The organism is Streptomyces coelicoflavus (genome assembly GCF_003112555.1).
GTDB classification, from domain to species: domain Bacteria; phylum Actinomycetota; class Actinomycetes; order Streptomycetales; family Streptomycetaceae; genus Streptomyces; species Streptomyces coelicoflavus.
Map to the genome: position 1 here is coordinate 210,402 of NZ_BEWB01000006.1, position 24,736 is coordinate 235,137.

Genomic DNA, 24,736 nt, shown 5'->3' on the forward strand with positions numbered 1-24,736 from the left:
TCCTACCGGACGGGGTGCCCGATCAGCATCGTCGGCGCCCCCGCGACCCGCGTCAGGAACACGGTCGCGGCGTTCGGCCCCTGCGGTTTGACCTTCCTCCGCAGTTCCTCCGGCTCGACCGCCGAGCCCCGCTTTTTCACGGTCAGCGTCCCGACCCCGCGCTCCCGCAGCAGCGCCTTCAGCTTCTTGACGTTGAACGGGAGCTGGTCGGTGATCTCGTAGGCGGTGGCGTACGGCGTGCGGTGCGCTTCGTCGGCGGTGACGTAGGCGATGGTCGGGTCGATCAGCCCGCCGTCCAGGTCCTCGGCCACCTCGGCGACGAGGTGGGCCCGGATGACGGCGCCGTCCGGCTCGTACAGGTACCGCCCGACCGGGCGGGCTCCGGGGTCCGGCAGCATGGTCGCGGGCGTGGCGTAGATCCCCGCTCCGGCGGGCAGCAGCGTCGCCCGCCGCGCCCCCGGCGTCACGTCCGGGCCGAACCACAGCACGGCCTCCTTGACGTCCCCGCCGTCCGAGACCCACTCGGCCGTCGCCTCCGGGGGGATCGCCTCGTGGGGAATGCCGGGCGCGATCTTCAGCAGGCCGAGCGGCGCCCCGAGCGCGGCGGACACGGCCCAGGACAGCGGCGGGGAGTACGCCTCCGGGTCGAAGATCCGGCCGCGCTTGGAGGAACGCCGGGCGGGGTCGACGAACACGGCGTCGTACCCGGCCGTGTCCACCTCCGTCACGTCGGCCTCGCGCACCTCGATCAGGCCGGCGAGCCCGAGCGCGTCGGCGTTGGCGCGGGCCGCCGCGGCGGTGACCGGGTCGTGGTCGACGGCGAGGACCCGGATCCCGGCGCGGGCGAACGCGATCGCGTCGCCGCCGATCCCGCAGCACAGGTCGGCGACGGACCGCACCCCGAGCGCCCGGAGGCTCTCCGCCCGGTACGCCGCCACACTCGCCCGCGTCGACTGCTCCACCCCGTTCGGAGTGAAGAACATCCGCCCGGCGTCCTCGGCCCCGAACTTCGCCACCGCCCGCTGCCGCAGCCGGGCCTGCCCCAGTGCCGCCGACACCAGCCCGGCGGGATGCGCGCGCCGCAGCCGGGTGGCGACCGCCAACTCCCGGGCGGGGTCGGTGTCGCGCACCTCGTCGAGGAGCGCGCGGCCTTCGGGGGCGAGCAGGGCGAGGAGGGAGTCCAGGTCGTTCACCGACTCATTGTGGGCCAGTCGGTGGACGGTGTGCCTCCGGCGCGGTGTCGGGCCGGGTTCGGCGGCCGGGGACTGCGAGGATCCGGCACCATGCGAGAAGTCGTACAAAATGACAAAAGTCGGGTGTCGCGGCACGTCTCCCGGGCGCCTCGTCCCGCACTCCGCCGGCGCGCGGTGACCGCGACCGCCGTCCTGGCCGTCGCCGCCCTCGCCGGCGGCTGTGCGCGGGGCGACGGCCACGGGGAGGGGGGCGCCGCCGGCCGGCAGGGCCCGGAGGCCGCCGCGGCCCGCGCGGCCGACGCCGCGGCCGAGGCGCGCGAGGCGCGGGCCGCCCTGGCCGCCGCCGCCAAGCGCTGGGACCTGAAGAAGGTCCCGCTGACGGCCCCCGCGCCCCCCGAGAAGAAGCCGGAGATCAAGGCCCGCGAGGGCTTCGAGGTCGACGGCCAGGAGGAGGACGGCCTCCCGCCGGTCTTCACCACGGTCCCCACCAAGGAGAAGGTCGTCTTCCTCACCATCGACGACGGCGCCGAGAAGGACCCGGCGTTCCTGAAGATGATGAGCGAGCTGAAGATCCCGTACACCGTCTTCCTCACCGACGAGGAGATCAAGGACGACTACGGCTACTTCAAGAAGATGCAGGCCCGCGGCGTCACCCTCAACAACCACACCCTGAGCCACCCCTACCTCCCCGGCCTCTCCTACGAGGACCAGAAGCGGGAGATCTGCGGCATGCAGGACGTGATGGAGAAGCGCTACGGCAAGCGCCCCGTCCTCTTCCGCCCGCCCTTCGGCAACTACAACCGCGACACCCTGCGGGCCGCCAAGTCCTGCGGGATCAAGTACGCCCCGATCTGGAGCGAGGAGGTGTACGTCGACCACTGGGAGTACCGCGAGTGGGACCAGGACCTGCACCCCGGTGACATCGTCCTCACCCACTTCCGGGGCGAGAACGACTGGGACGGCACCATGACCGACATGGTCCGCCGCTTCCTGGACCGGATCACCGCCGACGGATACGCGGTGGCCCGCCTGGAGGACTACCTGTGAGGCGAGGGCGGTCCCGCCCGGCCGGCGCCGCCCCGGCCGCCCTCCTGCTCCCGCTGCTCCTGCTGCTCCCGCTCACCGCCTGCGACCGGCTCGCCGCCGCCCCCACCGAGCACGCGGCGGCGGCCGGGGACCCGGCCCAGGACGCCGACCGCGGCCGTCGGCTGCCGCCCGTCGTGGACCACGTCCGCACCGACGACCCGGTCGTCTTCCTCACCTACGACGACAGCGCCGAGCGCGACCCCGCCTTCACCGGCCTGATCCGCGAACGCCGCCTCCCGGTCACCCTGTTCCTCACCGACACCGTCGCCGGACCGGCGTACGGCGACCTTGCCGGGCTGCGCCCGTTCGGCGCGAGCCTGCAGAACCACACCCTCGACCACCGCTCCCTGCGCGGCCTGCCCTACGCCGGCCAGCGTGCCGAGATCTGCGGCCAGCAGACCAAGCTCAGGTCCCGCTTCGGCGTCCGCGCCCGCCTCTTCCGCCCGCCGCACGGCACGTACGACACCACGACCCTGCGCGCCGCCGCCGACTGCGGCATCACCGCCCTGGTCCTGTGGCGCGCCACCCTCGACGCCGCGGGCGACCTCACCTACACCCGCGGCGACCACCGCCTCCACCCCGGCGACATCATCGCCGTGGACCCGGACCACCCGACGGCCACGAACCTGACGGCCCGCACGGAACGTTTGCTGGAGACGATCGAGGAGCAGGGGCTGAGGGTGGGCGACTTGGAGGAGTACCTGTGACTCCTCGATGCCGACCGGCACGATCCAGCCCGTCCGGCGCCTGAGGACGAGGCCGTCCAGGCCGAAGCGGGGGCCTGGGGGCGGCAGCCCCCAGCGACTCCGACACCCACGCAGGGTGCCTCCACGAACCGGCGTTCACCCGAAAACCCCGCCGACGCGCCGCTGGCATTGGCACTCCGCTTGACCGAGTGCTAATCGCAGTCATAGTCTCGGCTCTGGCACTCCCCACTGGAGAGTGCCAACTACGCGACGGGCAGGTCCGGCACCCGCGACGACGGATCGACCTGGTCGCCACCTCAGACAGTTAACCCCGTGAGATCTCCGAAGGGGGAGGTCGGATCGTGACGACCACCAGCTCCAAGGTTGCCATCAAGCCGCTCGAGGACCGCATTGTGGTCCAGCCGCTCGACGCCGAGCAGACCACGGCTTCGGGCCTGGTCATTCCGGACACCGCCAAGGAGAAGCCCCAGGAGGGCGTCGTCCTGGCCGTCGGCCCGGGCCGCTTCGAGGACGGCAACCGCCTTCCGCTCGACGTCAGCGTCGGCGACGTCGTGCTCTACAGCAAGTACGGCGGCACCGAGGTGAAGTACAACGGCGAGGAGTACCTCGTCCTCTCGGCCCGCGACGTGCTCGCGATCGTCGAGAAGTAGAAGCAGCTCTCAAGTAGCTCTTCACTTCACCGAAGCACCTTGCTTTCCAGCTGCGCCCCTGGCTCCCGCGACCATAAAAAGCCGGGCGTCGGGGGCGCAGTTGCCGTATAACCCCAAGATTTCCGGAAGAGGGCTCACGCTCCCATGGCGAAGATCCTGAAGTTCGACGAGGACGCCCGTCGCGCCCTCGAGCGCGGCGTCAACAAGCTCGCCGACACCGTGAAGGTGACGATCGGCCCCAAGGGCCGCAACGTCGTCATCGACAAGAAGTTCGGCGCCCCCACCATCACCAACGACGGCGTCACCATCGCCCGCGAGGTCGAGGTCGAGGACCCGTACGAGAACCTCGGCGCCCAGCTGGTGAAGGAGGTGGCGACCAAGACCAACGACATCGCGGGTGACGGCACCACCACCGCCACCGTGCTCGCCCAGGCGCTCGTGCGCGAGGGCCTGAAGAACGTCGCCGCGGGTGCCTCCCCGGCGCTGCTGAAGAAGGGCATCGACGCGGCCGTCGCCGCCGTGTCGGAAGACCTTCTCGCCACCGCCCGCCCGATCGACGAGAAGTCCGACATCGCCGCCGTGGCCGCGCTGTCCGCCCAGGACCAGCAGGTCGGCGAGCTGATCGCCGAGGCGATGGACAAGGTCGGCAAGGACGGTGTCATCACCGTCGAGGAGTCCAACACCTTCGGTCTGGAGCTGGACTTCACCGAGGGCATGGCCTTCGACAAGGGCTACCTGTCGCCGTACTTCGTGACGGACCAGGAGCGCATGGAGGCCGTCCTCGACGACCCGTACATCCTGATCAACCAGGGCAAGATCTCCTCCATCGCGGACCTGCTTCCGCTGCTGGAGAAGGTCATCCAGGCCAACGCCTCCAAGCCGCTGCTGATCATCGCCGAGGACCTGGAGGGCGAGGCGCTCTCCACCCTCGTCGTCAACAAGATCCGCGGCACGTTCAACGCGGTGGCCGTCAAGGCCCCCGGCTTCGGCGACCGCCGCAAGGCGATGCTCCAGGACATGGCCGTCCTCACCGGCGCCACCGTCATCTCCGAGGAGGTCGGCCTCAAGCTCGACCAGGTCGGCCTCGAGGTGCTCGGCACCGCCCGCCGCATCACCGTCACCAAGGACGACACCACGATCGTCGACGGTGCCGGCAAGCGCGACGAGGTCCAGGGCCGCATCGCCCAGATCAAGGCCGAGATCGAGAACACGGACTCCGACTGGGACCGCGAGAAGCTCCAGGAGCGCCTCGCGAAGCTGGCCGGCGGCGTGTGCGTGATCAAGGTCGGCGCCGCCACCGAGGTGGAGCTGAAGGAGCGCAAGCACCGTCTGGAGGACGCCATCTCCGCGACCCGCGCCGCGGTCGAGGAGGGCATCGTCTCCGGTGGTGGCTCCGCGCTGGTCCACGCCGTCAAGGTGCTCGAGGGCAACCTCGGCAAGTCCGGCGACGAGGCCACCGGTGTCGCGGTCGTCCGCCGCGCCGCCGTCGAGCCGCTGCGCTGGATCGCCGAGAACGCCGGCCTGGAGGGCTACGTCATCACCTCCAAGGTCGCCGAGCTCGACAAGGGCCAGGGCTTCAACGCCGCCACCGGCGAGTACGGCGACCTGGTCAAGGCCGGCGTCATCGACCCGGTGAAGGTCACCCGCTCCGCCCTGGAGAACGCCGCCTCCATCGCCTCCCTCCTGCTGACGACCGAGACCCTGGTCGTCGAGAAGAAGGAAGAGGAAGAGCCGGCCGCCGCGGGCCACGGCCACGGCCACGCCCACTGAGCGACTCGCTCGTAGAAGGGCCCGGCATCCTGGTGGATGCCGGGCCCTTCCCGTTCCGCCGGTGCATGTGCCAGTAGGCGGGACACGGGGACGCATCTGTTAGCGTCATGATCGATTCGGTGGAACGCTACTGACCACAGCGTGTGCCGAACGGCGATGCGTTACGAGCAAGGGGGAAGCAATGCCAGAGCTCCCGCCCGGCGACGTGTTCACCGGCCGTGTGCTGGAGTGGCACAGCGAAGAGGGCTGGGGCGTGCTCGCGTCCGACGCCCTTCCGGAGCGGGTCTGGGCGCACTTCTCGGTGATCGATGCCGAGGGCTTTCGCGAACTGAGCGCAGGCCAGCGTGTCGTGTTCTCGGCCGAGTGGACCGAGCAGGACGAGTATCACTGGCGCGCCGTGTGGGTCCGGCCGAAGACGGCCACGCACCACCGTCCGGACGAAGCGGACGGGCCGGGCTACGCGTCCGGTCTGGACATCGACTTCGACTCCTGACCGGGCGTCGGCTGCAGCCGAATCGGTCCGATACTCGCTGTTCGACGGAATCAGCAAGTCCGTCGGGGCACGGGGCGAGGCATCCGCCGCCGCGGAAGCCACTGCCTACGCAAGCGATCTCGACATCGCCTACGACTCCTGACGCGTGAGCCGGTTCTCCGCACACGAACAGGTACGGAGAACCGGCTGACGGCTGTCACGGCCGCGCACCTTGAGCGTGCGGACGACCTGAACAGGCGTCTGTTCGCGTTACGGGGCGATGCCCTGGCGAACCTCCCCGTAACGGGGGGAGCCAAGCTTCGGCTTCAGGCCGCGGACCGCCCGAGGGCCACCTCGGGCAGGGTGAGTCCCGCCTCGGCGTCCGCCACCGCCGCTCGCCACGAAGGCCCGGTCAGGAAGGCCCGCAGCTCCGAGTCGTGCCCGGTACCCGGCCGTGGGTGACGGCGTTGCCCGCCAGCTCACTCACGATCAGTTCCACCGCGTCATGCACCGGTGTGCGGTACGGCCACCCCCAGCGGTCCAATTGGTACGAGGCGAGCCGCCGGGCCAGACGGGCGCCGCGCGACGTGGCGCTGTTACGGAGCGTGAAGGCTGCGGCGGCAGGGAAGGAGGCGACGCCGGTGGAAAGGGTGGTCATGCGTCGGAGATCCCGCTCCGGCGGCCTGCCCGGCCAGGCCTTCCGGCCATACGGCGAGCACCTGTAGCGGTCGGTCCGGCTGCTGTCGGGGCGGTCGGACCGTTGGCGGCCGGGCTGCTCCGGCGACACGAGGACGCCGTCTCACCGGAGGACCGTCACAGCAGTCCGCTCAGCGGCAGCACCCGCTCGGCGAGCCGTCCCCGCAGCCGCTCCCCGGCGGTGTCGACCTCCTCCGCGAGCCAGCCCGCGGCGATCAGCAGTCCGGCGTGCTCGGCGACGTCCTCGGGCCGCAGGCCGCAGAAGGAGGCCACTGTGTCCAGCGCGAGCCCGCCACCGTCCTCGCCGGCGTCTCCCAGACACCCGTCGGGACGGCAGTGGGCGGCGGTGTACACGGCGAGGAGCCGCGTGGCAGCGCCCGCCTTCTTCTTCCGCAGTTTCCGGTCGCCCACCACCTTCTGGGCCCATCCCGAGAGCCGCGCCCGGGTGACTTTGCCGAAGAAGAACGGGCGGGGCTGCGTGGGAATCAGCGTGGGCACCGTGACCTGGGTGGGCTCCTCGGGCCGGGACGTCAGCGCGTCGTCGGCGGTGACGTCCTCCGGCAGCAGCAGCCAGCCCACGTCGACGAGCTCCTGGAGCACCCGCTCGGCGTCGCCCTGCAACCAGCCGCCGAGGTCCTGCCCGGTGACGTTCCCGGTACCGGCGCGAGCGGCCCGCATGGTGATCATCAGCACCGCGAGCCGAGCCTCGGCCCGGGGAAGGGGCGAGCCGACCCGGACGTGCTCGAGCACGTTGCGGAGGTGGACGCCCTGGCCCCGGGTCAGCAGCCGTTCGACCACCGGCCCCTCGCCGTCCAGCAGGATGCCGCGTCGGTTGGCGTCCATCTCGCGTGTCGTCCGCGCCGCCGTCGCGGCCCGGTCCGCCTCCTCCCGCAGGGACGCGTCGCCGGTGACGTCGGCCCACAGGGCGAAGGCGCGGGCCTTGCGGTCGTGGAGTTCAGCGAGGTCGGCGAGGTCCGGCTCGGGCCGCCGCTGGTAGGCGCGGAACGCGTCCCCGAGCTCGGTCAGCTCCACACGCAGCGCCTCGGGCTGGAGGTCGTCCGGCACGATCCGCTGCGCTACCTTCGCCCCTCGTGCCGCCTTCCGCACCTTCCGGGACGTGGCAGGGGCGCCACCGGGCCCGGGACGCGGGGCGGGCCGGGCGTGCGGGACGGAGACGGCCCCGGATTCGGCGACCCCGACGGCCCCGGATTCGGCGACTTCGACGGCACCGGGACCGCCGGAGATCGATACCGCCGACGGAGCCCCACTCCCACCGCCTGGAGCATCGGAGAACATCACCGTCCCCCCGCCGGTCACCGCTCCCAGGCCCCGGCCCGCCCTCACCCTGTCCGTACGCTCCCCGTCGGCGCCGTCGACGAACAGTCCGCCTCCGTCACCAGTGCCCGCGTTCACGTGATGCCGCCCTCTCCCTCGCCGAAACCTGCGACCTCCCGCCCGCTGCGGGCGCAGCCACCCGACGCTAAGTCGCACCGGCACCTCGCCAGGGGCAGACGGGGCTAGACCACACGTTCGGGTGACGCCCCCGCCCAGGATCCGGAACTGGGGCACCCGGGTGACGTGCGCCCTGAGATCCGTGCCGTGCCGGTGAATTCAGAAGAACACCACTTCGCCCGCGCCGCCCCTGCATGTCTACGGCCTGCTCTTCCACACCCTGGGCAACCACGACAGCGAGTACGGACGAGGACGACATCAAGGTCCGCACCGGTCTCCGCTACCCGGCGGGCCCGCAGCAGCTGATCGAGGAGCTGATCGGGATGGGCGTGATGCGCCGCCGCCGCGACGGCCGCATCGACCTGCCGGACGTCTACCGCATCGCCTTCGGCGTGGGTCGCAAGGGCGGCGTCCCCCGGGCCGCGGGCTGACCTCTGCCGTCTGCCGTCTGCCGTCTGCCGTCAGCGGCAGCGTGGGCAGCGGGTCTCGTCGTCCACGGGCTTGAAGAGCAGCGGCTGTACGTGGTCGCCGGCGCACTCGCGGGCGCCTGCGAGGCGGGGGGAGAGGCGCGAGCCTGGGGGTTGCTGCTGCTGGTCGGGGTGCGCTGGTGTTGTGGTGACGAGCCGGTGGGCTGGTACGGGTGACGCCGGCGGGGGAGGCGGCGGTACGTCGCTGAGCAGGTGGCGCAGGAGGCCGCCGGGGCGGTGGACGGGGGTGCCGTCGTCGGGCAGGCCGCGCAGGATGTGCGTGCGGACGGCGGTGGGCGGGTGCCCGGCGGCCAGCCAGCGGGCGGTGAGCTTCGTCAGCTCGGGACGCATGGCTCGGGGGATGTGCCGCAGGTCGGGGGAGAGGGCGGGGAAGGTGTCGACGAGGGCGCGGGCTGCGGGGAGGTGGGGCTCGGAGTCGCCGTCCGGCTGCGGGCTTTGTGCGTCGGCTTCGGGGGGCTTGGGGGGTTGGTTGGAGGTGTTTCCCTCATGGTTTTGGAGTGGATGACCGTCGGTGGGCGGAGGGGTCGGCTCACCGACGGCCGGTGAACGACGACCCGGCGCGAGCTGCGGCGGTGCGACGCGCTCGGTGGTGATCGTCCCCGCAGGCCCCGCGTGCATCTGGGCGAGCAGCTTGAGCGCTTCGGCCTCGCTCAAGGGCACGTTGGAGACGAGCTGTTGGGTGACCCAGAGCCCACCGGCCCCCTGGAGCCGCCGTTCGTGCACGAATCCCTCGTCCTTGAGCTGCCGCTTGGCCCGGGTGAAGGCGCAGCCACCGATGCGGGCGCGTTCAGCCGTACGGGAGAGGGATTCCCGGGTGCCGGGCGGGAGGGAGAGCTGCCAGGTCAGGAGGCGAACGGCGTCGGAGGAGAGCCGGGGATGCCGGATGAGGTCGTGCGAGAACTGGGTGAAGGCGCGCGGGGGCGCGATAAAGTGCCGGTAGATCACGGTGGAGTCACTTCCACTGGTGGTTGAGGCCCTTGCCGACGGGTCCTAAGCCGTCGGTGAGGGCTGCTTTGCATGGTGACGCTGAGATGGACGGTAGCGCACGGATTGTGTCCGTACGGCTGCGTTGAGTGAAGAAAGCTTTCGCTGACCGGCGTTCACTCACACGAGGCAACTTGCCCGCTCAAGGCCCATGTTGACGCACGCGCATCCTAGTGATTGCACCCCAACTCTGAAGACAGGTGCGGTAATGACCAAATCTGAGCTGGAACTGGACGAACAGTCCCGGTGTATTCAAGAGGCCCTTCAAGGGCTCGTCAGCAGGGCACCGGAGGGATGGTCCGAGCTCAGGTACGCCTACAGGTCCACGGTCGGGTTCAGCAACTCGGACCTCGAATTCACCATGCGCGACGGCAGCAAGGAGGTCGGGACGGCGCCGGTCGCGGTTTTCGACGCCCTGGATGACCTTCGCCATGCCATGCATGAGCTCGAGAAGGGAACCTGGTTCACTGCGCTGATCACCGCAGACAGCTCTCTGCGGTATCAGGCGAACTTCGACTACGACTCCGAGCCCGACTTCGTGCCACAGATCAACGCCGCCAGCTACCTCGACGACATGCGGCACTTCCCACGCACTGAGGAAAACACCCCGGACTGGCTGAAGCGCAGATTGGAAGAAGCACAGAACGAGGCTCCGTGAGACGTATTAGGGCGTCGCTGCCGCCGTCGGCTGTACCTCCACCTGGGGCCAGCGCCGCTCGGTGGTCGGCACACAGACCGTGATATCCAACCTCAAGTCGTCATGACGGGCTGAGACTGCGAGCCTCGTTGAAAACGCTCAGTGAGGGAAGGTCAGAGCTTGAGCACTCCCCGCCAAGTCCAACCAGCGTCCAGCACTGTGTCTCGCAAGGGATCCGTCACCTCACGCGTATCGAAGCGAAACACCTCGATCCTGTGGCGGCGTCCCTCGGAGTCGAGCTGAGACTCCCATTGTCGGAAGACTGCTGGCGCGTTGCCGCGCCCGTACTGTCTATGGGCACTGTTTGCCGAACGATAACCGGCGCGAGGGCCCGGCTCAGGCCGAGACAGGCGTACGGGACAGGGCGGTGCGCAGCGCGAAGATGCCGAGCAGGCCGCCTGAGGCGAACCGCTGAGCGGTCATCACGCGTGGCCGAGCGGCCAGGTACCCCGACACCCGTGCCGCGCCCAGCATGACCAAGGCGTTCACGGAGACCCCCACGACGATCTGCACCCCACCGAGCTGGAGCAGCTGCGCCCAGCCCGGGCCCGCCTGCGGATCCATGAACTGGGGGAGGAGAGCCGCGTACAAGAGAGCGATCTTGGGGTTGAGCAGGTTGGTCAGGAGCCCCATCGAGAACAGGCGGGCGTCGGAGACGGGAGGCAGGTCCCGGGCCGGGGCGAAGGGCGAGCGGCCACCGGGCCTGAGCATGTCCCAGGCCAGGTAGGCCAGGTAGGCGGCCCCGGCGAGCTTGACCACCGTGTACGCCAGCGGCACGGCCGCGAACAAGGCGGACAGGCCGGCGGCCGCGGCCAGCAGGTAGCACAGGAATCCCACAGCGGTCCCGCTCAGACTGACCAGGCCCGCCCTGCGGCCTTGGGTGATCGCCCGAGAGGCGAGGTGGATCATGTTCGGTCCCGGAGTCAGGGCCATGCCCAGTTCGACCAGGGCCACTCCCCCCGCTGCGGCCGGGCTGATCACAGGTCCCCCACGGCATGGCTCCCGTACGTGACGCCGGCTCGACCGAGCGCGGTGGACTCGGTGAACGTCTCCGAGCCCGCGATCGCCACCGGCGCGGCACCGTGCATGAAGTCCTTGTGCTCCATCATTGCTCCACCCCCGCGGTCGATACTAGGCGGGAGCAAGGACACCGAGCCGTCGGTTCAGTCGGGAGAGGCCCCCGACAGGCCCGCGTCCTCACTGCGGCCCGTACTTCCGCCCCGTCCGTGACGTGATCCCGCCCAGCAGCCCCCGCGGCACCAGCTTCGCCGCGCCCATCAGGGTCTTGTAGCGGGGGTCGGGGATCGACAGGGACCTGCCGCGGGAGAGGTCCGTGAGGGCCGCGGCGACGACGTTGTCCGCGTCGAGCCACATCCAGTTCGGGATGTTGTCCGTGCCCATGCCGGCGCGCTGGTGGAACTCGGTGCGCACGAAGCCGGGGGCGAGGGCCATCAGCCGTACGCCGCTGCCGGCCAGGTCCTTCGCCACGCCCTGGGTGAACTGCACGACCCACGCCTTGGAGGCGCCGTAGGTGCCGCGCGGGACGAAGGCGGCGACCGAGGCCACGTTGACGACGCCGCCGCGGCCGCGCTCCCGCATGCCCGCCACCGCCGCCGAGGTCAGCCGGAGGACCGCCTCGCAGTGCACCTTGAGCATGGTCAGCTCGTCGGCCATGGAGACGTCGAGGAAACGGCCCTTGTTGCCGAAACCGGCATTGTTGATCAGCAGGTCGACGGGGTTCCTGGGGTCCGACAGACGGGCGGCCACCGCCTCGATGCCGGCGTCAGTCGACAGGTCCGCCGTCAGCACCTCCGCCTCGATGCCGTGCCGGTCGTGCAGTTCGGTGGCCTGCTCGCGCAGCCGCTTGGTGTCGCGGGCCACCAGCACCAGGTCGTGTCCGTCGGCCGCCAGCCGACGCGCGAACGCCGCCCCGAGGCCCGCCGTCGATCCCGTAATCAATGCCGTTGTCATGGCGCAAGGTTAGGGTGCGCGATCACCGGTGCGGACCGGGCACGTCCGCTTCGCCCGGCCGTCGTACCCGGCAACGTACGTCCGTCAGCCGCCGTACTCCGCCACGTACTTCCGCGCCGTCGCGAGCGCCTCCGGGTGCAGCGCGTCGCCCGCCGCGAGCAGCCGGGGGAGCAGCTCGCGCTGGGTCGTCACGGCGCGGAACTGCAGGGCCACCGTCACCTCGTGGGAGGGGCGGTGCACGATTCGCACCGGGTCGCCCGCGCGGATTCCACCGGGCTCGAGGACGCGGAAGTAGGCGCCCGGCGCACCCTTCTCCATGAAGCGCTTCACCCAGCGCGGCTCACCCATGTGGCCCTGGAAGGTGCGGCACGGGATGCGTCCGGACGTCACCTCCAGGAGCAGTTCCGGGCCGACCCGCCAGCGCTCGCCGATCAGGGCGCCGGTGAGGTCCAGGCCCGTGGTGGTGAGGTTCTCCCCGAACGCGCCGTTCGGCAGCTCGCGGCCCAGTTCGCGTCCCCAGGCGTCCATGTCCTCGCGCGCCATCGCGTACACCGCCTGGTCGGTGCCGCCGTGGTGCCGTGTGTCGCAGACGGCGTCGCCGGCCAGGCCGCTCGCCCCGGTGCCCTTGGAGCCGGGCGCCGCCACCCGGACGGGGCCGTCGGCCGGACGCTTGTCGATGCCGGTGACGCCCTCGGGCTGGTCCGTGTACGGCACCGCCGTCGCACGCCCCAGGTTGACGGACAGGAGCCTCATGGCGGGAAGGTGCATGCGAGAACGGTAGGTCATCGCGGTCAAAGCGTCGACGCGTTATTGGGCGTTCGGTCAAAGGGTCGCTTATCCTCGGGGGTGTGATCGAGGCTCGTCATCTCCGTGTACTGCGCGCCGTGGCATCGACCGGTTCCTTCTCCGCCGCGGGGCGCGAGCTGGGCTGCACCCAGCCCGCCGTCAGCCAGCAGATGAAGGCCCTGGAGTCCTCGGTCGGCACCCCCCTGCTCGTGCGCACCGGACGCGAGATGCGGCTGACCCAGGCCGGAGAGGCGCTGGTGCGGCACGCCGCCGGGATCATCGCCGGGCTCACGGCGGCCGAGGAAGAGGTCGCCGCGATCGCCGGGCTGCGCGCCGGACGGGTCCGGCTGGTCTCCTTCCCCAGCGGCAGCTCCACCCTCGTACCGACCGCCCTGGCCGCGCTGCGCGCCGCGCACCCCGGCACCCGGGTCTCCCTGGAGGAGGCCGAGCCGCCGAACTCCGTCGAGCTGCTGCGCGAGGGCGACTGCGACGTGGCGCTCGCCTTCCGCTACGAGGGCGCGGCCGGCGCGGAGGAGTGGGACGACCTCGTCGTACGGCCGCTGCTGACCGACCGGCTGGTGGCGCTGGTCCCCGAGGAGCACCGGCTCGCCCGTACGGAAGGGGCCGTGGGCATCGGGGAGCTGGCCCGGGAGTCCTGGATCGCGGGCTGCCCGCGCTGCCGCGGACAGCTGGTCGAGGTGTGCGAGGGGGCCGGTTTCTCCCCCCGCATCGACTTCGCCACCGACGACTACCCGGCGGTGGTCGGCCTGGTCGGCGCGGGTCTCGGCGTGGCCGTGCTGCCCCAGCTCGCCGTCGAGTCCGTACGGCCCCGGGGCGCGCGTACGGTCACGCTGGAGCCGGCCGTGCGGCGGGAGATCGTCGCGCTCACACTGCCCGACCTGGCGCAGGTGCCTGCGGTGACGGCCACCCTGGACGAGCTGGCCCGTGCGGGGGCGCGTCAGTCGGCGACGCGCTGACCGCTTCGGGGGACCCTGCTTCGGGGTTCTTCCAGAGAAACGTTCCTTCAGTGAGGCGCGGCCGTCTCCCCGCCGGCCGACGCCGAGGCCGTCGCCGCCACCAGGCGGTTGCGGGCCCGTCCCATGAGTTCTTCGCGTTCGTCCTCGGTCAGCCCGCCCCACACGCCGTACGGCTCACGCACCGCCAGCGCGTGCGCCGCGCACTCGGCGCGGACCGGGCACCTCATGCAGACCTCCTTGGCCGAGTTCTCGCGAGCGCTCCGTGCCGCACCGCGTTCGCCTTCCGGATGGAAGAAGAGCGAGCTGTCCACCCCGCGGCACGCGGCCAGGAGCTGCCAGTCCCACAGGTCCGCGTTCGGTCCGGGAAGGCGGGAGAAATCTGCCATTGCGTGACCCCTTGTAGCCGTTCTGGGTGGATACGGTGTCCACGACCGTACAACTACGATCTAAGGAGATGAAAATATGACTCATTGCGAATCTAGCCGCAGACACCAGCGAAGTGGAAGAAAAGCGGCTAAATGGGGCACCGGTTGTGATGAAACGGCGCGGGTCCCACGCGCATGTCTGCTGCGTGGCCGCCCCCTCACGTAGAGTGCCGAAGACGACACACAGCCCCGTAACTCTTTCGAGTGACCATCGTTGAGAGTGCGGAGGCGGTTGAAGGAACAAGTGCTCGGGCGGGCGTCCGGGACGGTCGACCGCACAGGTGACGATTTCGTACCAGCCTGGAGGCTCAACGTGACGCGCAAGAGCTGCGGAGGACGGCCATGACTTCCGTCCTCGTCTGCGACGACTCCCCGCTTGCCCGAGAGGCGCTCCGCCGCGCGGTCGCGACCGTGCCCGGCGTCGAGCGCGTGACGACGGCCGCCAACGGCGAGGAAGTCCTCCGCCGCTGGGGAGCCGACCGCTCGGACCTGATTCTGATGGACGTGCGCATGCCCGGCCTGGGCGGCGTCGAGACCGTCCGGCGGCTGCTGTCCGCCGACCCCGGCGCGCGCATCATCATGCTCACCGTCGCCGAGGACCTGGACGGCGTGGCCCTCGCGGTCGCCGCCGGCGCCCGTGGCTACCTGCACAAGGACGCCTCGCGCGCCGAACTGCGCGCCACCGTGACCCAGGCCCTCGCCGACCCGACCTGGCGGCTCGCCCCGCGCCGGCTGCGCTCGGCCGAGATGGGCGCCGCGCCCACGCTCACCGCGCGGGAGATCCAGGTCCTGGAGGGCATGAGCCACGGCCGCTCCAACGCGGAGATCGGCCGCGAGCTGTTCCTCTCCGAGGACACCGTCAAGACCCACGCCCGTCGGCTCTTCAAGAAGCTCGGCGCCTCGGACCGGGCACACGCCGTGGCGCTCGGCTTCCGGTGGGGCCTGGTCCGCTAGGCCCTGGGGAGCCCCCGTGCGAGGGAGTTCCAGAGGGCCCGTCGGAGACGTGGCGATCCCCGCTTATCGCGAGGTGGGCGGGGGTGACAAGGCGACCCGCCGGAGGCCCGCTGCTCGTTTCGCCGCGGATGACGCATCCTTGAGGTGTGGAGTTCCTCGGGGACGAGTCGGTCGAGCGGAAGGGGAGGGCGCAGGGGATGAGTTCCGGCGCACCTGCTCATAACGCTTCGGTGCACAACAACGGGCACGGAGCCACGGATCGGACGGCCGCAAGGCACCATGGACCGATGCGTGACGACGAGGCGCCCCCGGACCAGGGGTCGGTCGGTGGGCTCGTCCACCGCGCCGTGGACGGGGACGAGCAGGCCACGCACGACCTGCTCGCCCATGTCCACCCCCTGGCGCTGCGCTACTGCCGCACGCGGCTGTCCCGGCTGCCCGGCGACGCCCGGCACTTCGTCGAGGACCTCGCCCAGGAGGTCTGCGTCGCGGTGCTGCTCGCGCTGCCCCGCTACAAGGACACCGGGCGCCCCTTCGAGGCGTTCGTCTTCGCCATCGCCGCCCACAAGGTCGCCGACCTCCAGCGCGCCGCGATGCGCCACCCCGGTTCGACGGCCGTCCCGTCCGACGAGATGCCCGAGCGGCCGGACGACTCCCTGGGCCCCGAGGAGCGGGCGCTGCTCAACAGCGACGCCGCCTGGGCCAAGAAACTGCTGGCCAACCTGCCGCAGAACCAGCGCGAGCTGCTCCTGCTGCGCATCGCGGTCGGGCTCACGGCGGAGGAGACCGGGCAGATGTTGGGAATGTCACCGGGGGCCGTGCGGGTCGCCCAGCACCGGGCGCTGAGCCGCCTGCGGGCGCTGGCGGAGCAGTAGTCCGGGCAGGAGCCCTCTTCGTGCGAAAGCACGAAGGTCGCACGCTTGCTTGATCGTGGAATGAGCCACGTCCACTTCCCGTTAGCATGGACATCCGCACCGATCAAGGCCATTTGGGGAAGGTGTCATGACTGCCAACGTCGACGGAGTGCCCGAGAAATTCGCGACACTCGGGCTGACCTACGACGACGTGCTGCTGCTGCCGGGCGCCTCCGCGGTGCTCCCGAACGCGGTCGACACCTCGTCCCGCATCTCCCGCAACGTGCGGGTCAACATCCCGCTGCTCTCCGCGGCCATGGACAAGGTGACCGAGTCCCGGATGGCCATCTCCATGGCCCGCCAGGGCGGCGTCGGCGTCCTCCACCGCAACCTGTCCATCGAGGACCAGGCCAACCAGGTCGACCTGGTGAAGCGCTCCGAGTCCGGCATGGTGGCCAACCCCATCACCATCCACCCGGACGCCACCCTCGGCGAGGCCGACGCCCTGTGCGCCAAGTTCCGCATCAGCGGCGTCCCGGTCACCGACGGCGCGGGCAAGCTGCTCGGCATCGTCACCAACCGCGACATGGCCTTCGAGACCGACCGCACCCGGCAGGTGCGCGAGGTCATGACGCCGATGCCGCTGGTCACCGGCCAGGTCGGCATCTCCGGCGTGGACGCCATGGAGCTGCTGCGCCGCCACAAGATCGAGAAGCTTCCGCTGGTCGACGGCGACGGCGTCCTCAAGGGCCTGATCACGGTCAAGGACTTCGTCAAGGCCGAGCAGTACCCGCACGCCGCCAAGGACGGCAAGGGCCGCCTGCTCGTCGGCGCCGCCGTGGGTGCCAGCCCCGAGGCCCTCGACCGCGCCCAGGCCCTCGCCGAGGCCGGGGTCGACTTCCTCGTCGTCGACACCTCGCACGGCCACAACAGCAACGCGCTGAGCTGGATGTCGAAGATCAAGTCGAGCGTCGGCATCGACGTCGTCGGCGGCAACGTCGCCACCCGCGACGGCGCCCAGGCCCTGATCGACGCCGGTGTCGACGGCATCAAGGTCGGCGTCGGCCCCGGCTCCATCTGCACCACCCGCGTCGTCGCCGGCATCGGCGTCCCCCAGGTCACCGCGATCTACGAGGCCTCCCTGGCCGCCCGCGCCGCCGGTGTGCCCCTCATCGGTGACGGCGGCCTCCAGTACTCCGGCGACATCGGCAAGGCGCTCGCCGCCGGCGCCGACACCGTGATGCTGGGCAGCCTGCTGGCGGGCTGCGAGGAGTCGCCCGGCGAGTTGCAGTTCATCAACGGCAAGCAGTTCAAGTCGTACCGCGGCATGGGCTCGCTGGGCGCCATGCAGTCCCGCGGCCAGGGCAAGTCGTTCTCGAAGGACCGGTACTTCCAGGCCGAGGTCGCCTCCGACGACAAGCTCGTGCCCGAGGGCATCGAGGGCCAGGTTCCCTACCGCGGCCCGCTCGCCAACGTCCTGCACCAGCTCGTCGGCGGTCTGCGCCAGACCATGGGCTACGTGGGCGCGGCCACCATCGAGGAGATGGAGTCCAAGGGCCGCTTCGTCCGGATCACCTCCGCGGGCCTCAAGGAGAGCCACCCGCACGACATCCAGATGACGGTCGAGGCGCCGAACTACAGCCGCAGCAAGTAAGCACAGCAGGCAGCAGCCTCCCGAGGGCGGCTCCGGAGCATCCGGGGCCGCCCTCTGCGGTGCCCCGGCGAGCCCGTCGGGGATACTGGAAGGCGCTGCAACGCATCAGGGAAAGGCCACAGACGTGACTGAGATCGAGATCGGGCGCGGCAAGCGCGGCCGCCGGGCGTACGCCTTCGACGACATCGCCGTCGTCCCCAGCCGCCGTACGCGGGACCCGAAGGAGGTCTCGATCGCCTGGCAGATCGACGCCTACCGCTTCGAGCTGCCGTTCCTGGCCGCTCCCATGGACTCGGTCGTCTCCCCGGCCACCGCCATCCGCATCGGCGAGCTGGGCGGCCTCGGCGTCCTCAACCTGGAAGGGCTCTGGACCCGGCACGAGGACCCGCAGCCGCTGCTCGACGAGGTCGTCGGCCTCGACGCGGAGACCGCGACCCGCCGCCTCCAGGAGATCTACTCCGCCCCCATCAAGGAGGAGCTGATCGGGCAGCGCATCAAGGAGGTGCGCGACTCGGGCGTCGTCACCGCCGCCGCGCTCTCCCCGCAGCGCACCGCCCAGTTCTCCAAGGCCGTCGTGGACGCGGGCGTCGACATCTTCGTCATCCGCGGCACCACCGTCTCCGCGGAGCACGTCTCCGGCTCGCACGAGCCGCTCAACCTGAAGCAGTTCATCTACGAACTCGACGTCCCGGTGATCGTCGGCGGCTGCGCCACCTACACCGCCGCCCTGCACCTGATGCGCACCGGCGCCGCGGGCGTCCTCGTCGGCTTCGGCGGCGGCGCCGCCCACACCACGCGCAACGTGCTGGGCATCCAGGTGCCCATGGCCACCGCGGTCGCCGACGTGGCCGCCGCCCGCCGGGACTACATGGACGAGTCCGGCGGCCGCTACGTCCACGTCATCGCCGACGGCGGCGTCGGCTGGTCCGGCGACCTGCCCAAGGCCATCGCCTGCGGCGCCGACTCCGTGATGATGGGCTCCCCGCTGGCCCGCGCGACCGACGCGCCGGGCAAGGGCCACCACTGGGGCATGGAGGCCGTCAACGAGGAGCTGCCGCGCGGCCAGAAGGTCGACCTCGGCACGGTCGGCACCATCGAGGAGGTCCTCACCGGCCCGTCCCGCACCCCCGACGGCTCGATGAACTTCTTCGGCGCCCTGCGCCGCGCCATGGCCACCACCGGCTACAGCGAGCTGAAGGAGTTCCAGCGCGTCGAGGTGACGGTCGCGGACTCGCAGCACCGGCGGTAGTCGCTACGGCAGGTGAAGGGGCCGGTCACCCGATGGGTGGCCGGCCCCTTTCGCGTGCTCGGAGGCCCTTGAGGGGGCCTCCCACCACCAGCTCCGTGGCACGGTCACCCCCGTGCGCCCCCGCCTCACAACCGGTGCGCCGCCCCCGTCGGTGTGGCCCCCCGCGTGTCCAGGAGGAGCTGGGCCTTGACCGACAGGCCCTGGAGGTCGTACGTGCGGTGCTGCTGGAGCAGGATCGTGAGGTCGGCGTCGGCGGCGGCCTCGTAGAGGGAGTCGGCGCGGGGGACGGGGCGGTCGGCGACGTTCCAGGACGGGATGTGCGGGTCGTGGTAGCTCACGGCGGCGCCCATGGACATCAGGCGGGTCGCGATCTCCTCGGCCGGGGTGGCCTGCTGGTCGGCGAGGTCGGCCTTGTAGGTGACGCCGAGGAGGAGGACGCGGGCGCCGCGCGCGGACTTGCCGTGCTCGTTGAGGAGGGCGGCGGCGCGCTGGACGACGTAGCGGGGCATCTGCGAGTTGACCTGCTGGGCCAGCTCCACCATGCGCAGGCTGTGCGGGGCCCGGCCGGTGAGGTCCTGGGCGACGGAGTGTCCGCCGACGCCGGGGCCGGGGCGGAAGGCCTGGAAGCCGAAGGGTTTGGTCTCCGCGCAGCGCAGGACGTCCCACAGGTCGACGCCGAGGTCGTCGCAGAGCACGGCCATCTCGTTGACCAGGGCGATGTTCACGTGCCGGAAGTTGGTCTCCAGGAGCTGCACCGTCTCCGCCTCCCGCGGGCCCCGCGCGCGGACCACCTTGTCGGTGAGGCGGCTGTAGAAGGCGGCGGCCGACTCGGTGCAGGCGGGGGTGAGGCCGCCGATGACCTTCGGCGTGTTGGCCGGGGTGAAGTCGCGGTTGCCGGGGTCCACGCGGCTGGGGGAGTAGGCGAGGTGGAAGTCCCGGCCGGCGCGCAGCCCCGAGCCCTGCTCCAGGAGCGGGCGCAGGAAGTCCTCCGTCGTGCCGGGCCGCACCGGCGACTCCAGGATGACGGTGGTGTGCGGGCGCATGTGGGCGGCGAGGGTGCGGGCCGCGGCCTCCACCTGGGTGAGGTCCAGGCCGCCGTCCGCGCCCGGCGGGGTGGGCGCGCAGATGACGGCGGTGCGGACCCGGCCCAGCTCGGCCGGTCCGGTCGGTCCGGTCGGGGTGCGGAAGCCCGTGGCGAGCATCCGGCGCACCTCGGCGGGCGTGAGCGGGTCGGCCTCGGGGCCGGTGCGGTAGCCGAGGGTGGGGATGCCGGCGGCGACGGCGGCCTGGGCCAGCGGCAGGCCGTACGGGCCGAGTCCGATGACGGCGAGATCTGCGGGCATGGCGTGGGCCGTCCTTCCCAGTAGCCGAAGCGGGACAGGTGCGCAAGCCCGGTGGACAGGATGGGCGAGCACAACGTCAGACTAGGAGTAAATATGACCGATTTGTGGGATTGATCTGCGGAGTTTCGGCGAGTGTCGACGGCGCGGTGCCTGCCGGTACGGGTCCGTGGGGAGGTTGTCCACAGGCTGGGGTCCATCGGGTCCCGGGCTTGTCCACAGGTTCGGGCCCGCGGCTGCCGAAGTCGGGCAGGAAGGTCAGAATCTGGGCATGGTGGGTACCAGGAACCGGGCTCGCCCGACGGGTGCGGCCGACGCGACCGACAGCGGGAGGCAGCAGTGAGGACAGCGACCCTTGGGCCGGAGCAGCGCGCCGAGTCGCTCGCCGCCATGGCCGAGCGCGAGCTCGACGTCCTGGTGGTGGGCGCGGGCGTGGTCGGTGCCGGCACCGCGCTCGACGCGGTGACGCGCGGCCTGTCCGTCGGCCTCGTCGAGGCCCGGGACTGGGCCTCCGGCACCTCCAGCAGGTCCAGCAAGCTGATCCACGGCGGCCTGCGCTATCTGGAGATGCTCGACTTCGTACTCGTGCGGGAGGCGCTGAAGGAGCGCGGGCTGCTGCTCGAACGGCTGGCGCCGCACTTGGTGAAGCCGGTGCCGTTCCTGTACCCGCTCCAGCACAAGGGCTGGGAGCGGCTGTACGCGGGCTCCGGCGTCGCGCTCTACGACGCCATGTCCATGGCCCGCGGCCACGGCCGGGGCCTGCCCCTGCACCGGCACCTGAGCCGCCGTCACGCCCTGCGCGTGGCACCCGCGCTGAAGAAGGACGCGCTGGTCGGCGCGCTCCAGTACTACGACGCCCAGATGGACGACGCCCGCTTCGTGGCCACGCTGGTGCGCACCGCTGCGGCGTACGGCGCCAAGGTCGCCAACCGCGCCCGGGTCACCTCCTTCCTGCGCGAGGGCGAACGGGTGGTCGGCGCGCGGGTCCAGGACGTCGAGGCGGGCGGCGAGTACGAGGTCCGCGCCAAGCAGGTGGTGAACGCGACCGGGGTGTGGACCGACGACACCCAGGCGATGGTGGGCGAGCGCGGCCAGTTCCACGTGCGGGCCTCCAAGGGCATCCACCTGGTCGTGCCCAAGGACCGCATCCACTCCAGCACCGGTCTGATCCTGCGCACCGAGAAGTCCGTGCTGTTCGTCATCCCCTGGGGCCGGCACTGGATCATCGGCACCACGGACACCGACTGGGACCTGGACAAGGCCCATCCGGCCGCCTCCAGCGCCGACATCGACTACCTGCTGGAACACGTCAACTCCGTGCTGTCCGTGCCCCTCACCCGCGACGACGTCGAGGGCGTGTACGCCGGGCTGCGCCCGCTGCTGGCCGGCGAGTCGGACGCCACCAGCAAGCTGTCGCGCGAGCACACCGTCGCCCACCCGGTGCCCGGCCTGGTCGTGGTCGCGGGCGGCAAGTACACGACGTACCGGGTGATGGCCAAGGACGCCGTGGACGAGGCGGTGCACGGGCTCGACCTCCGGGTCGCCGACTGTGTCACGGAGGAGACCCCGCTGCTCGGCGCCGAGGGCTACCACGCACTGTGGAACGCGCGGGCCCGGATCGCCGCGCGCACCGGACTGCACGTCGTACGCGTCGAGCATCTGCTGAACCGTTACGGCGCGTTGACGGAGGAACTGCTCGAACTCGTCACCGCCGACCCTTCCCTGGGCGAGCCCCTCACCGGCGCCGACGACTACCTGCGCGCCGAAGTCGTCTACGCCGCCTCGCACGAGGGCGCGCGGCACCTGGACGACGTACTCACCCGGCGCACCCGCATCTCCATCGAGACCTTCGACCGGGGCACGCGCTGTGCCCGCGAGGCCGCCGAGCTGATGGCGCCGGTGCTCGGCTGGGACAAGGGCCAGGTCGAACGGGAGGTCCAGCACTACGAGAAGCGGGTCGAGGCCGAGCGAGAGTCGCAGCGCCAGCCGGACGACCTGACGGCCGACGCGGCCAGGCTGGGGGCGCCGGACATCGCGGCGCGGTAGAACACCCACCCCGAGGAGGGCGGGGAGGGAACCCTGCGGGCCCCCTGGGCGTAGAGCACTTGTCGGGTGAGGGACAATGAAGGCTCTGTCAGGGCGGGTTGCATGAGGGGACGCATGTCGGAGGCGGAGCGGGCGGGGACATCCCGTACGGACAAGAGCGCACGTCTCCTCGCCGGGCGGTACCGGCTGGGAGACGTGCTCGGCCGCGGCGGCATGGGGACGGTGTGGCGGGCGGAGGACGAGACCCTCGGACGCACGGTCGCCGTCAAGGAGCTGCGGTTCCCGGGGAACATCGACGAGGAGGAGAAGCGGCGCCTGATCACGCGCACGCTGCGCGAGGCGAAGGCGATCGCGCGGATCCGCAACAACAGCGCCGTCACGGTCTACGACGTGGTCGAGGAGGACGACCGGCCGTGGATCGTGATGGAACTCGTCGAGGGCAAGTCGCTCGCCGAGGCCATCCGTGAGGACGGACTGCTGGAGCCGAAGCGCGCCGCCGAGGTCGGCCTGGCCGTCCTGGACGTGCTGCGCTCGGCGCACCGCGAGGGCATCCTGCACCGCGACGTGAAGCCGTCGAACGTCCTGATCGCCGAGGACGGCCGGGTCGTGCTCACCGACTTCGGCATCGCCCAGGTCGAGGGCGACCCCTCCATCACCTCCACCGGCATGCTCGTCGGCGCCCCCTCCTACATCTCCCCCGAGCGTGCCCGCGGCCACAAGCCCGGCCCGGCCGCCGACCTCTGGTCGCTGGGAGGGCTCCTGTACGCCGCCGTCGAGGGCACCCCGCCCTACGACCGGGGCTCGGCCATCGCGACGCTCACCGCGGTGATGACGGAGAACCTGGAGGAACCGAAGAACGCCGGCCCGCTGCGGGATGTCATCTACGGGCTGCTCACCAAGGACCCCGACCAGCGGCTCGACGACGCGGGCGCCCGCGCGATGCTCAACAGGGTCGTTCACGCCCCGGAGCAGGCCGCCGGGGCCGAGCCGGTGGACGCCACCAAGGTCGTGCCGCTGCCCCCGCAGCCGGACGGGCGCGGGCGGCGCGGCGGTGCCGCCGGCACGGGTGCCAAGCGGGCCGAGGAGGCCGGGGAGAAGCTTCGCGGAGCGCTGCGTTCCGTGCGCAAGGCCGCCGTCGGGGCCGGTGCGGCCGGTGCCGCGGCCTCCTCGCGGACCAGGCCGGGCGACGGCGTCGGGACTCAGGCGGGTGCCGCGGGCCGAACGGCTTCCGCGGGTGCGGCGGGCGCGACCGCTGCCCCGCCGGCGCCGCGGACGGGTCCCGGTACCGGTACGCGCGCCGGTGCCGTCGGCGGTGCGGCCGGCCCGGGGGCCGGCGCGCCGGATGCCGCCGGGGGCGCGAAGAGTTCCGGCTGGCCGGTCGTACCGCCGCCGGACCTGCCGGCCCGGTCGGTGCCGCGGGCGCCGCTCACCGATGTGGTGCCGCGCCGGACGCTGATCGTCATCGCGGTGGTCGTGGCGCTGGCCGTGCTCGGCACCGTACTGGCCCTCACGCTCGGCGGGGGCGACGACGACAAGGGCGCCGCGGGCGGCGACGGCGGCAAGACCGTCGCATCCGCCGGCGCGAGCGGCGACACCAAGCAGGACGAGGGGAGCGGCACCGGCACCGACGGCTCCGCCTCCGACCCGGCGGCGAACGGGGACGCGAACGGCGCCCCGGACACCGGAACGAACGCGTCCGGCGAGGCCGGCGACAAGGGCGGCAGCGAGTCGGACGACGCCGGGAAGTCCGACGACGACGAGGGCGTGGCCGTCACCCACCAGGGCGGCCAGGGGTACCGCATCGGACTGCCCGAGGGCTGGAAGTTCGCCTCCAAGGGCTCCGCCGGCGACCGGTTCACCGGGCCCCGCGGACAGAAGCTGCTGGTCGCCTGGACCTCCACGCCCAAGGGCGACCCGGTCGCGGACTGGAAGAACCAGGAGCAGTACATGGTCCGCTCGAACTACAAGAAGATCCGCATAGAGAAGGTGGGCTACCGGGGCTGGAACGCGGCCGACTGGGAGTTCACCTACACCGACGGCGGCACCAAGTACCGCACCGTGGACCGGGGGTTCGTCGTCAACGACCACCAGGGCTACGCGCTCATGTACACCGCGAAGGCCGCCGACTGGGGCGACGATCTGCGCCGGGACACCTGGCGGACCCTGTCGAAGACCTTCGAACCGAAGTCCTGAGCGGCCGGGGCCGACGTCCCGGGCCCCGGCCCGCCGGTCCCGGCCCGGGTTTGAGCCGCCCGAGATCTGGCATCAGCTCATTGCGGGTTGCC

The 24,736-nt window shown here is 71.6% G+C and carries 24 protein-coding genes; 14 read left to right on the top strand and 10 right to left on the bottom strand.

Annotation, left to right across the window (positions count from 1 at the left end; translation table 11 throughout):
- Positions 1–2: 2 nt before the first annotated feature.
- A complete protein-coding gene (locus Sco07f_RS15885; RefSeq protein ID WP_167468112.1) occupies positions 3–1,193 on the bottom strand; it encodes a class I SAM-dependent methyltransferase in 1,191 nt (396 codons plus the stop codon).
- A gap of 90 nt (positions 1,194–1,283) precedes the next feature.
- On the opposite strand from Sco07f_RS15885, the gene Sco07f_RS15890 reads away from it, so the two are divergent.
- The 5 genes from Sco07f_RS15890 (at position 1,284) to Sco07f_RS15910 (ending at position 5,899) form a co-directional block, all read left to right on the top strand.
- Positions 1,284–2,240: a polysaccharide deacetylase family protein gene (locus tag Sco07f_RS15890; RefSeq protein ID WP_167468113.1), complete on the top strand. Its 957-nt coding sequence runs from the start codon at positions 1,284–1,286 to the stop codon at positions 2,238–2,240.
- Entirely contained in the window at positions 2,237–2,986 is a 750-nt protein-coding gene (locus tag Sco07f_RS15895; RefSeq protein ID WP_108988194.1) for a polysaccharide deacetylase family protein, read from the top strand. The genes Sco07f_RS15890 and Sco07f_RS15895 overlap by 4 nt, the downstream gene beginning before the upstream one ends.
- 341 nt (positions 2,987–3,327) lie before the next feature.
- Positions 3,328–3,636, top strand: a complete 309-nt coding sequence (groES, locus tag Sco07f_RS15900) for a co-chaperone GroES (protein WP_003974211.1) — start codon at positions 3,328–3,330, stop codon at positions 3,634–3,636.
- A gap of 144 nt (positions 3,637–3,780) precedes the next feature.
- Positions 3,781–5,406: a chaperonin GroEL gene (gene groL, locus Sco07f_RS15905; protein WP_007444025.1), complete on the top strand. Its 1,626-nt coding sequence runs from the start codon at positions 3,781–3,783 to the stop codon at positions 5,404–5,406.
- A 181-nt stretch (positions 5,407–5,587) separates the two neighbouring features.
- A complete protein-coding gene (locus Sco07f_RS15910; protein WP_108988195.1) occupies positions 5,588–5,899 on the top strand; it encodes a cold-shock protein in 312 nt (103 codons plus the stop codon).
- Between the two features lie 391 nt (positions 5,900–6,290).
- On the opposite strand, the gene Sco07f_RS15915 is transcribed toward Sco07f_RS15910, so the two are convergent.
- Both Sco07f_RS15915 and Sco07f_RS15920 read right to left on the bottom strand, forming a co-directional pair.
- Entirely contained in the window at positions 6,291–6,536 is a 246-nt protein-coding gene (locus Sco07f_RS15915) for a hypothetical protein (protein WP_369695775.1), read from the bottom strand.
- A gap of 155 nt (positions 6,537–6,691) precedes the next feature.
- Positions 6,692–7,639 carry a hypothetical protein gene (locus tag Sco07f_RS15920; RefSeq protein WP_244942061.1) on the bottom strand — a complete coding sequence of 316 codons (948 nt, stop codon included), beginning with the start codon at positions 7,637–7,639 and terminating at the stop codon, positions 6,692–6,694.
- A 581-nt stretch (positions 7,640–8,220) separates the two neighbouring features.
- On the opposite strand from Sco07f_RS15920, the gene Sco07f_RS15925 reads away from it, so the two are divergent.
- The gene (locus Sco07f_RS15925; RefSeq protein WP_108988197.1) at positions 8,221–8,457 is read left to right on the top strand and encodes a hypothetical protein; all 237 of its coding nucleotides are present in this window, start codon (positions 8,221–8,223) and stop codon (positions 8,455–8,457) included.
- A 30-nt stretch (positions 8,458–8,487) separates the two neighbouring features.
- Here Sco07f_RS15925 and Sco07f_RS15930 read toward each other — a convergent pair whose 3' ends face one another.
- The gene (locus Sco07f_RS15930) at positions 8,488–9,459 is read right to left on the bottom strand and encodes a hypothetical protein (protein WP_108988198.1); all 972 of its coding nucleotides are present in this window, start codon (positions 9,457–9,459) and stop codon (positions 8,488–8,490) included.
- Positions 9,460–9,706: 247 nt separating this feature from the next.
- Between Sco07f_RS15930 and Sco07f_RS15935 the strand changes: the two genes are divergently transcribed.
- The gene (locus Sco07f_RS15935) at positions 9,707–10,156 is read left to right on the top strand and encodes a hypothetical protein (protein WP_007444030.1); all 450 of its coding nucleotides are present in this window, start codon (positions 9,707–9,709) and stop codon (positions 10,154–10,156) included.
- Between the two features lie 375 nt (positions 10,157–10,531).
- On the opposite strand, the gene Sco07f_RS15940 is transcribed toward Sco07f_RS15935, so the two are convergent.
- The 4 genes from Sco07f_RS15940 to Sco07f_RS15950 all read right to left on the bottom strand — a co-directional run bounded on the left by Sco07f_RS15940 (position 10,532) and on the right by Sco07f_RS15950 (position 12,919).
- On the bottom strand, positions 10,532–11,176 hold the full coding sequence (locus Sco07f_RS15940) for a LysE family translocator (RefSeq protein ID WP_108988199.1): 645 nt from the start codon (positions 11,174–11,176) through the stop codon (positions 10,532–10,534).
- Complete coding sequence (locus Sco07f_RS41090) at positions 11,173–11,304, bottom strand: hypothetical protein (RefSeq protein WP_280524564.1); 132 nt, start codon at positions 11,302–11,304, stop codon at positions 11,173–11,175. The genes Sco07f_RS15940 and Sco07f_RS41090 overlap by 4 nt, the downstream gene beginning before the upstream one ends.
- Positions 11,305–11,392: 88 nt before the next feature.
- On the bottom strand, positions 11,393–12,166 hold the full coding sequence (locus tag Sco07f_RS15945; RefSeq protein WP_108988200.1) for an SDR family NAD(P)-dependent oxidoreductase: 774 nt from the start codon (positions 12,164–12,166) through the stop codon (positions 11,393–11,395).
- A gap of 84 nt (positions 12,167–12,250) precedes the next feature.
- Positions 12,251–12,919: an MOSC domain-containing protein gene (locus tag Sco07f_RS15950; protein ID WP_174855373.1), complete on the bottom strand. Its 669-nt coding sequence runs from the start codon at positions 12,917–12,919 to the stop codon at positions 12,251–12,253.
- Between the two features lie 95 nt (positions 12,920–13,014).
- Between Sco07f_RS15950 and Sco07f_RS15955 the strand changes: the two genes are divergently transcribed.
- Positions 13,015–13,929 carry a LysR family transcriptional regulator gene (locus Sco07f_RS15955; RefSeq protein WP_108988201.1) on the top strand — a complete coding sequence of 305 codons (915 nt, stop codon included), beginning with the start codon at positions 13,015–13,017 and terminating at the stop codon, positions 13,927–13,929.
- A gap of 47 nt (positions 13,930–13,976) precedes the next feature.
- Here the strand turns inward: Sco07f_RS15955 and Sco07f_RS15960 are convergent, their stop codons facing one another.
- Positions 13,977–14,315, bottom strand: coding sequence for a WhiB family transcriptional regulator (locus Sco07f_RS15960; RefSeq protein WP_007444023.1), 339 nt, complete (start codon positions 14,313–14,315; stop codon positions 13,977–13,979).
- 381 nt (positions 14,316–14,696) lie between these two features.
- Between Sco07f_RS15960 and Sco07f_RS15965 the strand changes: the two genes are divergently transcribed.
- The 4 genes from Sco07f_RS15965 (at position 14,697) to Sco07f_RS15980 (ending at position 19,065) form a co-directional block, all read left to right on the top strand.
- Entirely contained in the window at positions 14,697–15,308 is a 612-nt protein-coding gene (locus Sco07f_RS15965) for a response regulator transcription factor (protein ID WP_003948568.1), read from the top strand.
- Between the two features lie 287 nt (positions 15,309–15,595).
- Positions 15,596–16,183 carry a sigma-70 family RNA polymerase sigma factor gene (locus Sco07f_RS15970; protein WP_007444033.1) on the top strand — a complete coding sequence of 196 codons (588 nt, stop codon included), beginning with the start codon at positions 15,596–15,598 and terminating at the stop codon, positions 16,181–16,183.
- A 127-nt stretch (positions 16,184–16,310) separates the two neighbouring features.
- On the top strand, positions 16,311–17,816 hold the full coding sequence (gene guaB, locus Sco07f_RS15975; protein WP_054099506.1) for an IMP dehydrogenase: 1,506 nt from the start codon (positions 16,311–16,313) through the stop codon (positions 17,814–17,816).
- A gap of 124 nt (positions 17,817–17,940) precedes the next feature.
- On the top strand, positions 17,941–19,065 hold the full coding sequence (locus tag Sco07f_RS15980; protein ID WP_007444036.1) for a GuaB3 family IMP dehydrogenase-related protein: 1,125 nt from the start codon (positions 17,941–17,943) through the stop codon (positions 19,063–19,065).
- A 125-nt stretch (positions 19,066–19,190) separates the two neighbouring features.
- Here the strand turns inward: Sco07f_RS15980 and Sco07f_RS15985 are convergent, their stop codons facing one another.
- A complete protein-coding gene (locus Sco07f_RS15985; protein WP_108988202.1) occupies positions 19,191–20,408 on the bottom strand; it encodes a nucleotide sugar dehydrogenase in 1,218 nt (405 codons plus the stop codon).
- 336 nt (positions 20,409–20,744) lie between these two features.
- On the opposite strand from Sco07f_RS15985, the gene Sco07f_RS15990 reads away from it, so the two are divergent.
- Together Sco07f_RS15990 and Sco07f_RS15995 are read left to right on the top strand one after the other, a co-directional pair.
- Entirely contained in the window at positions 20,745–22,451 is a 1,707-nt protein-coding gene (locus Sco07f_RS15990; RefSeq protein ID WP_054099508.1) for a glycerol-3-phosphate dehydrogenase/oxidase, read from the top strand.
- 114 nt (positions 22,452–22,565) lie between these two features.
- Positions 22,566–24,644 carry a serine/threonine-protein kinase gene (locus Sco07f_RS15995; RefSeq protein ID WP_108988203.1) on the top strand — a complete coding sequence of 693 codons (2,079 nt, stop codon included), beginning with the start codon at positions 22,566–22,568 and terminating at the stop codon, positions 24,642–24,644.
- The last annotated feature ends 92 nt before the right edge of the window (positions 24,645–24,736 follow it).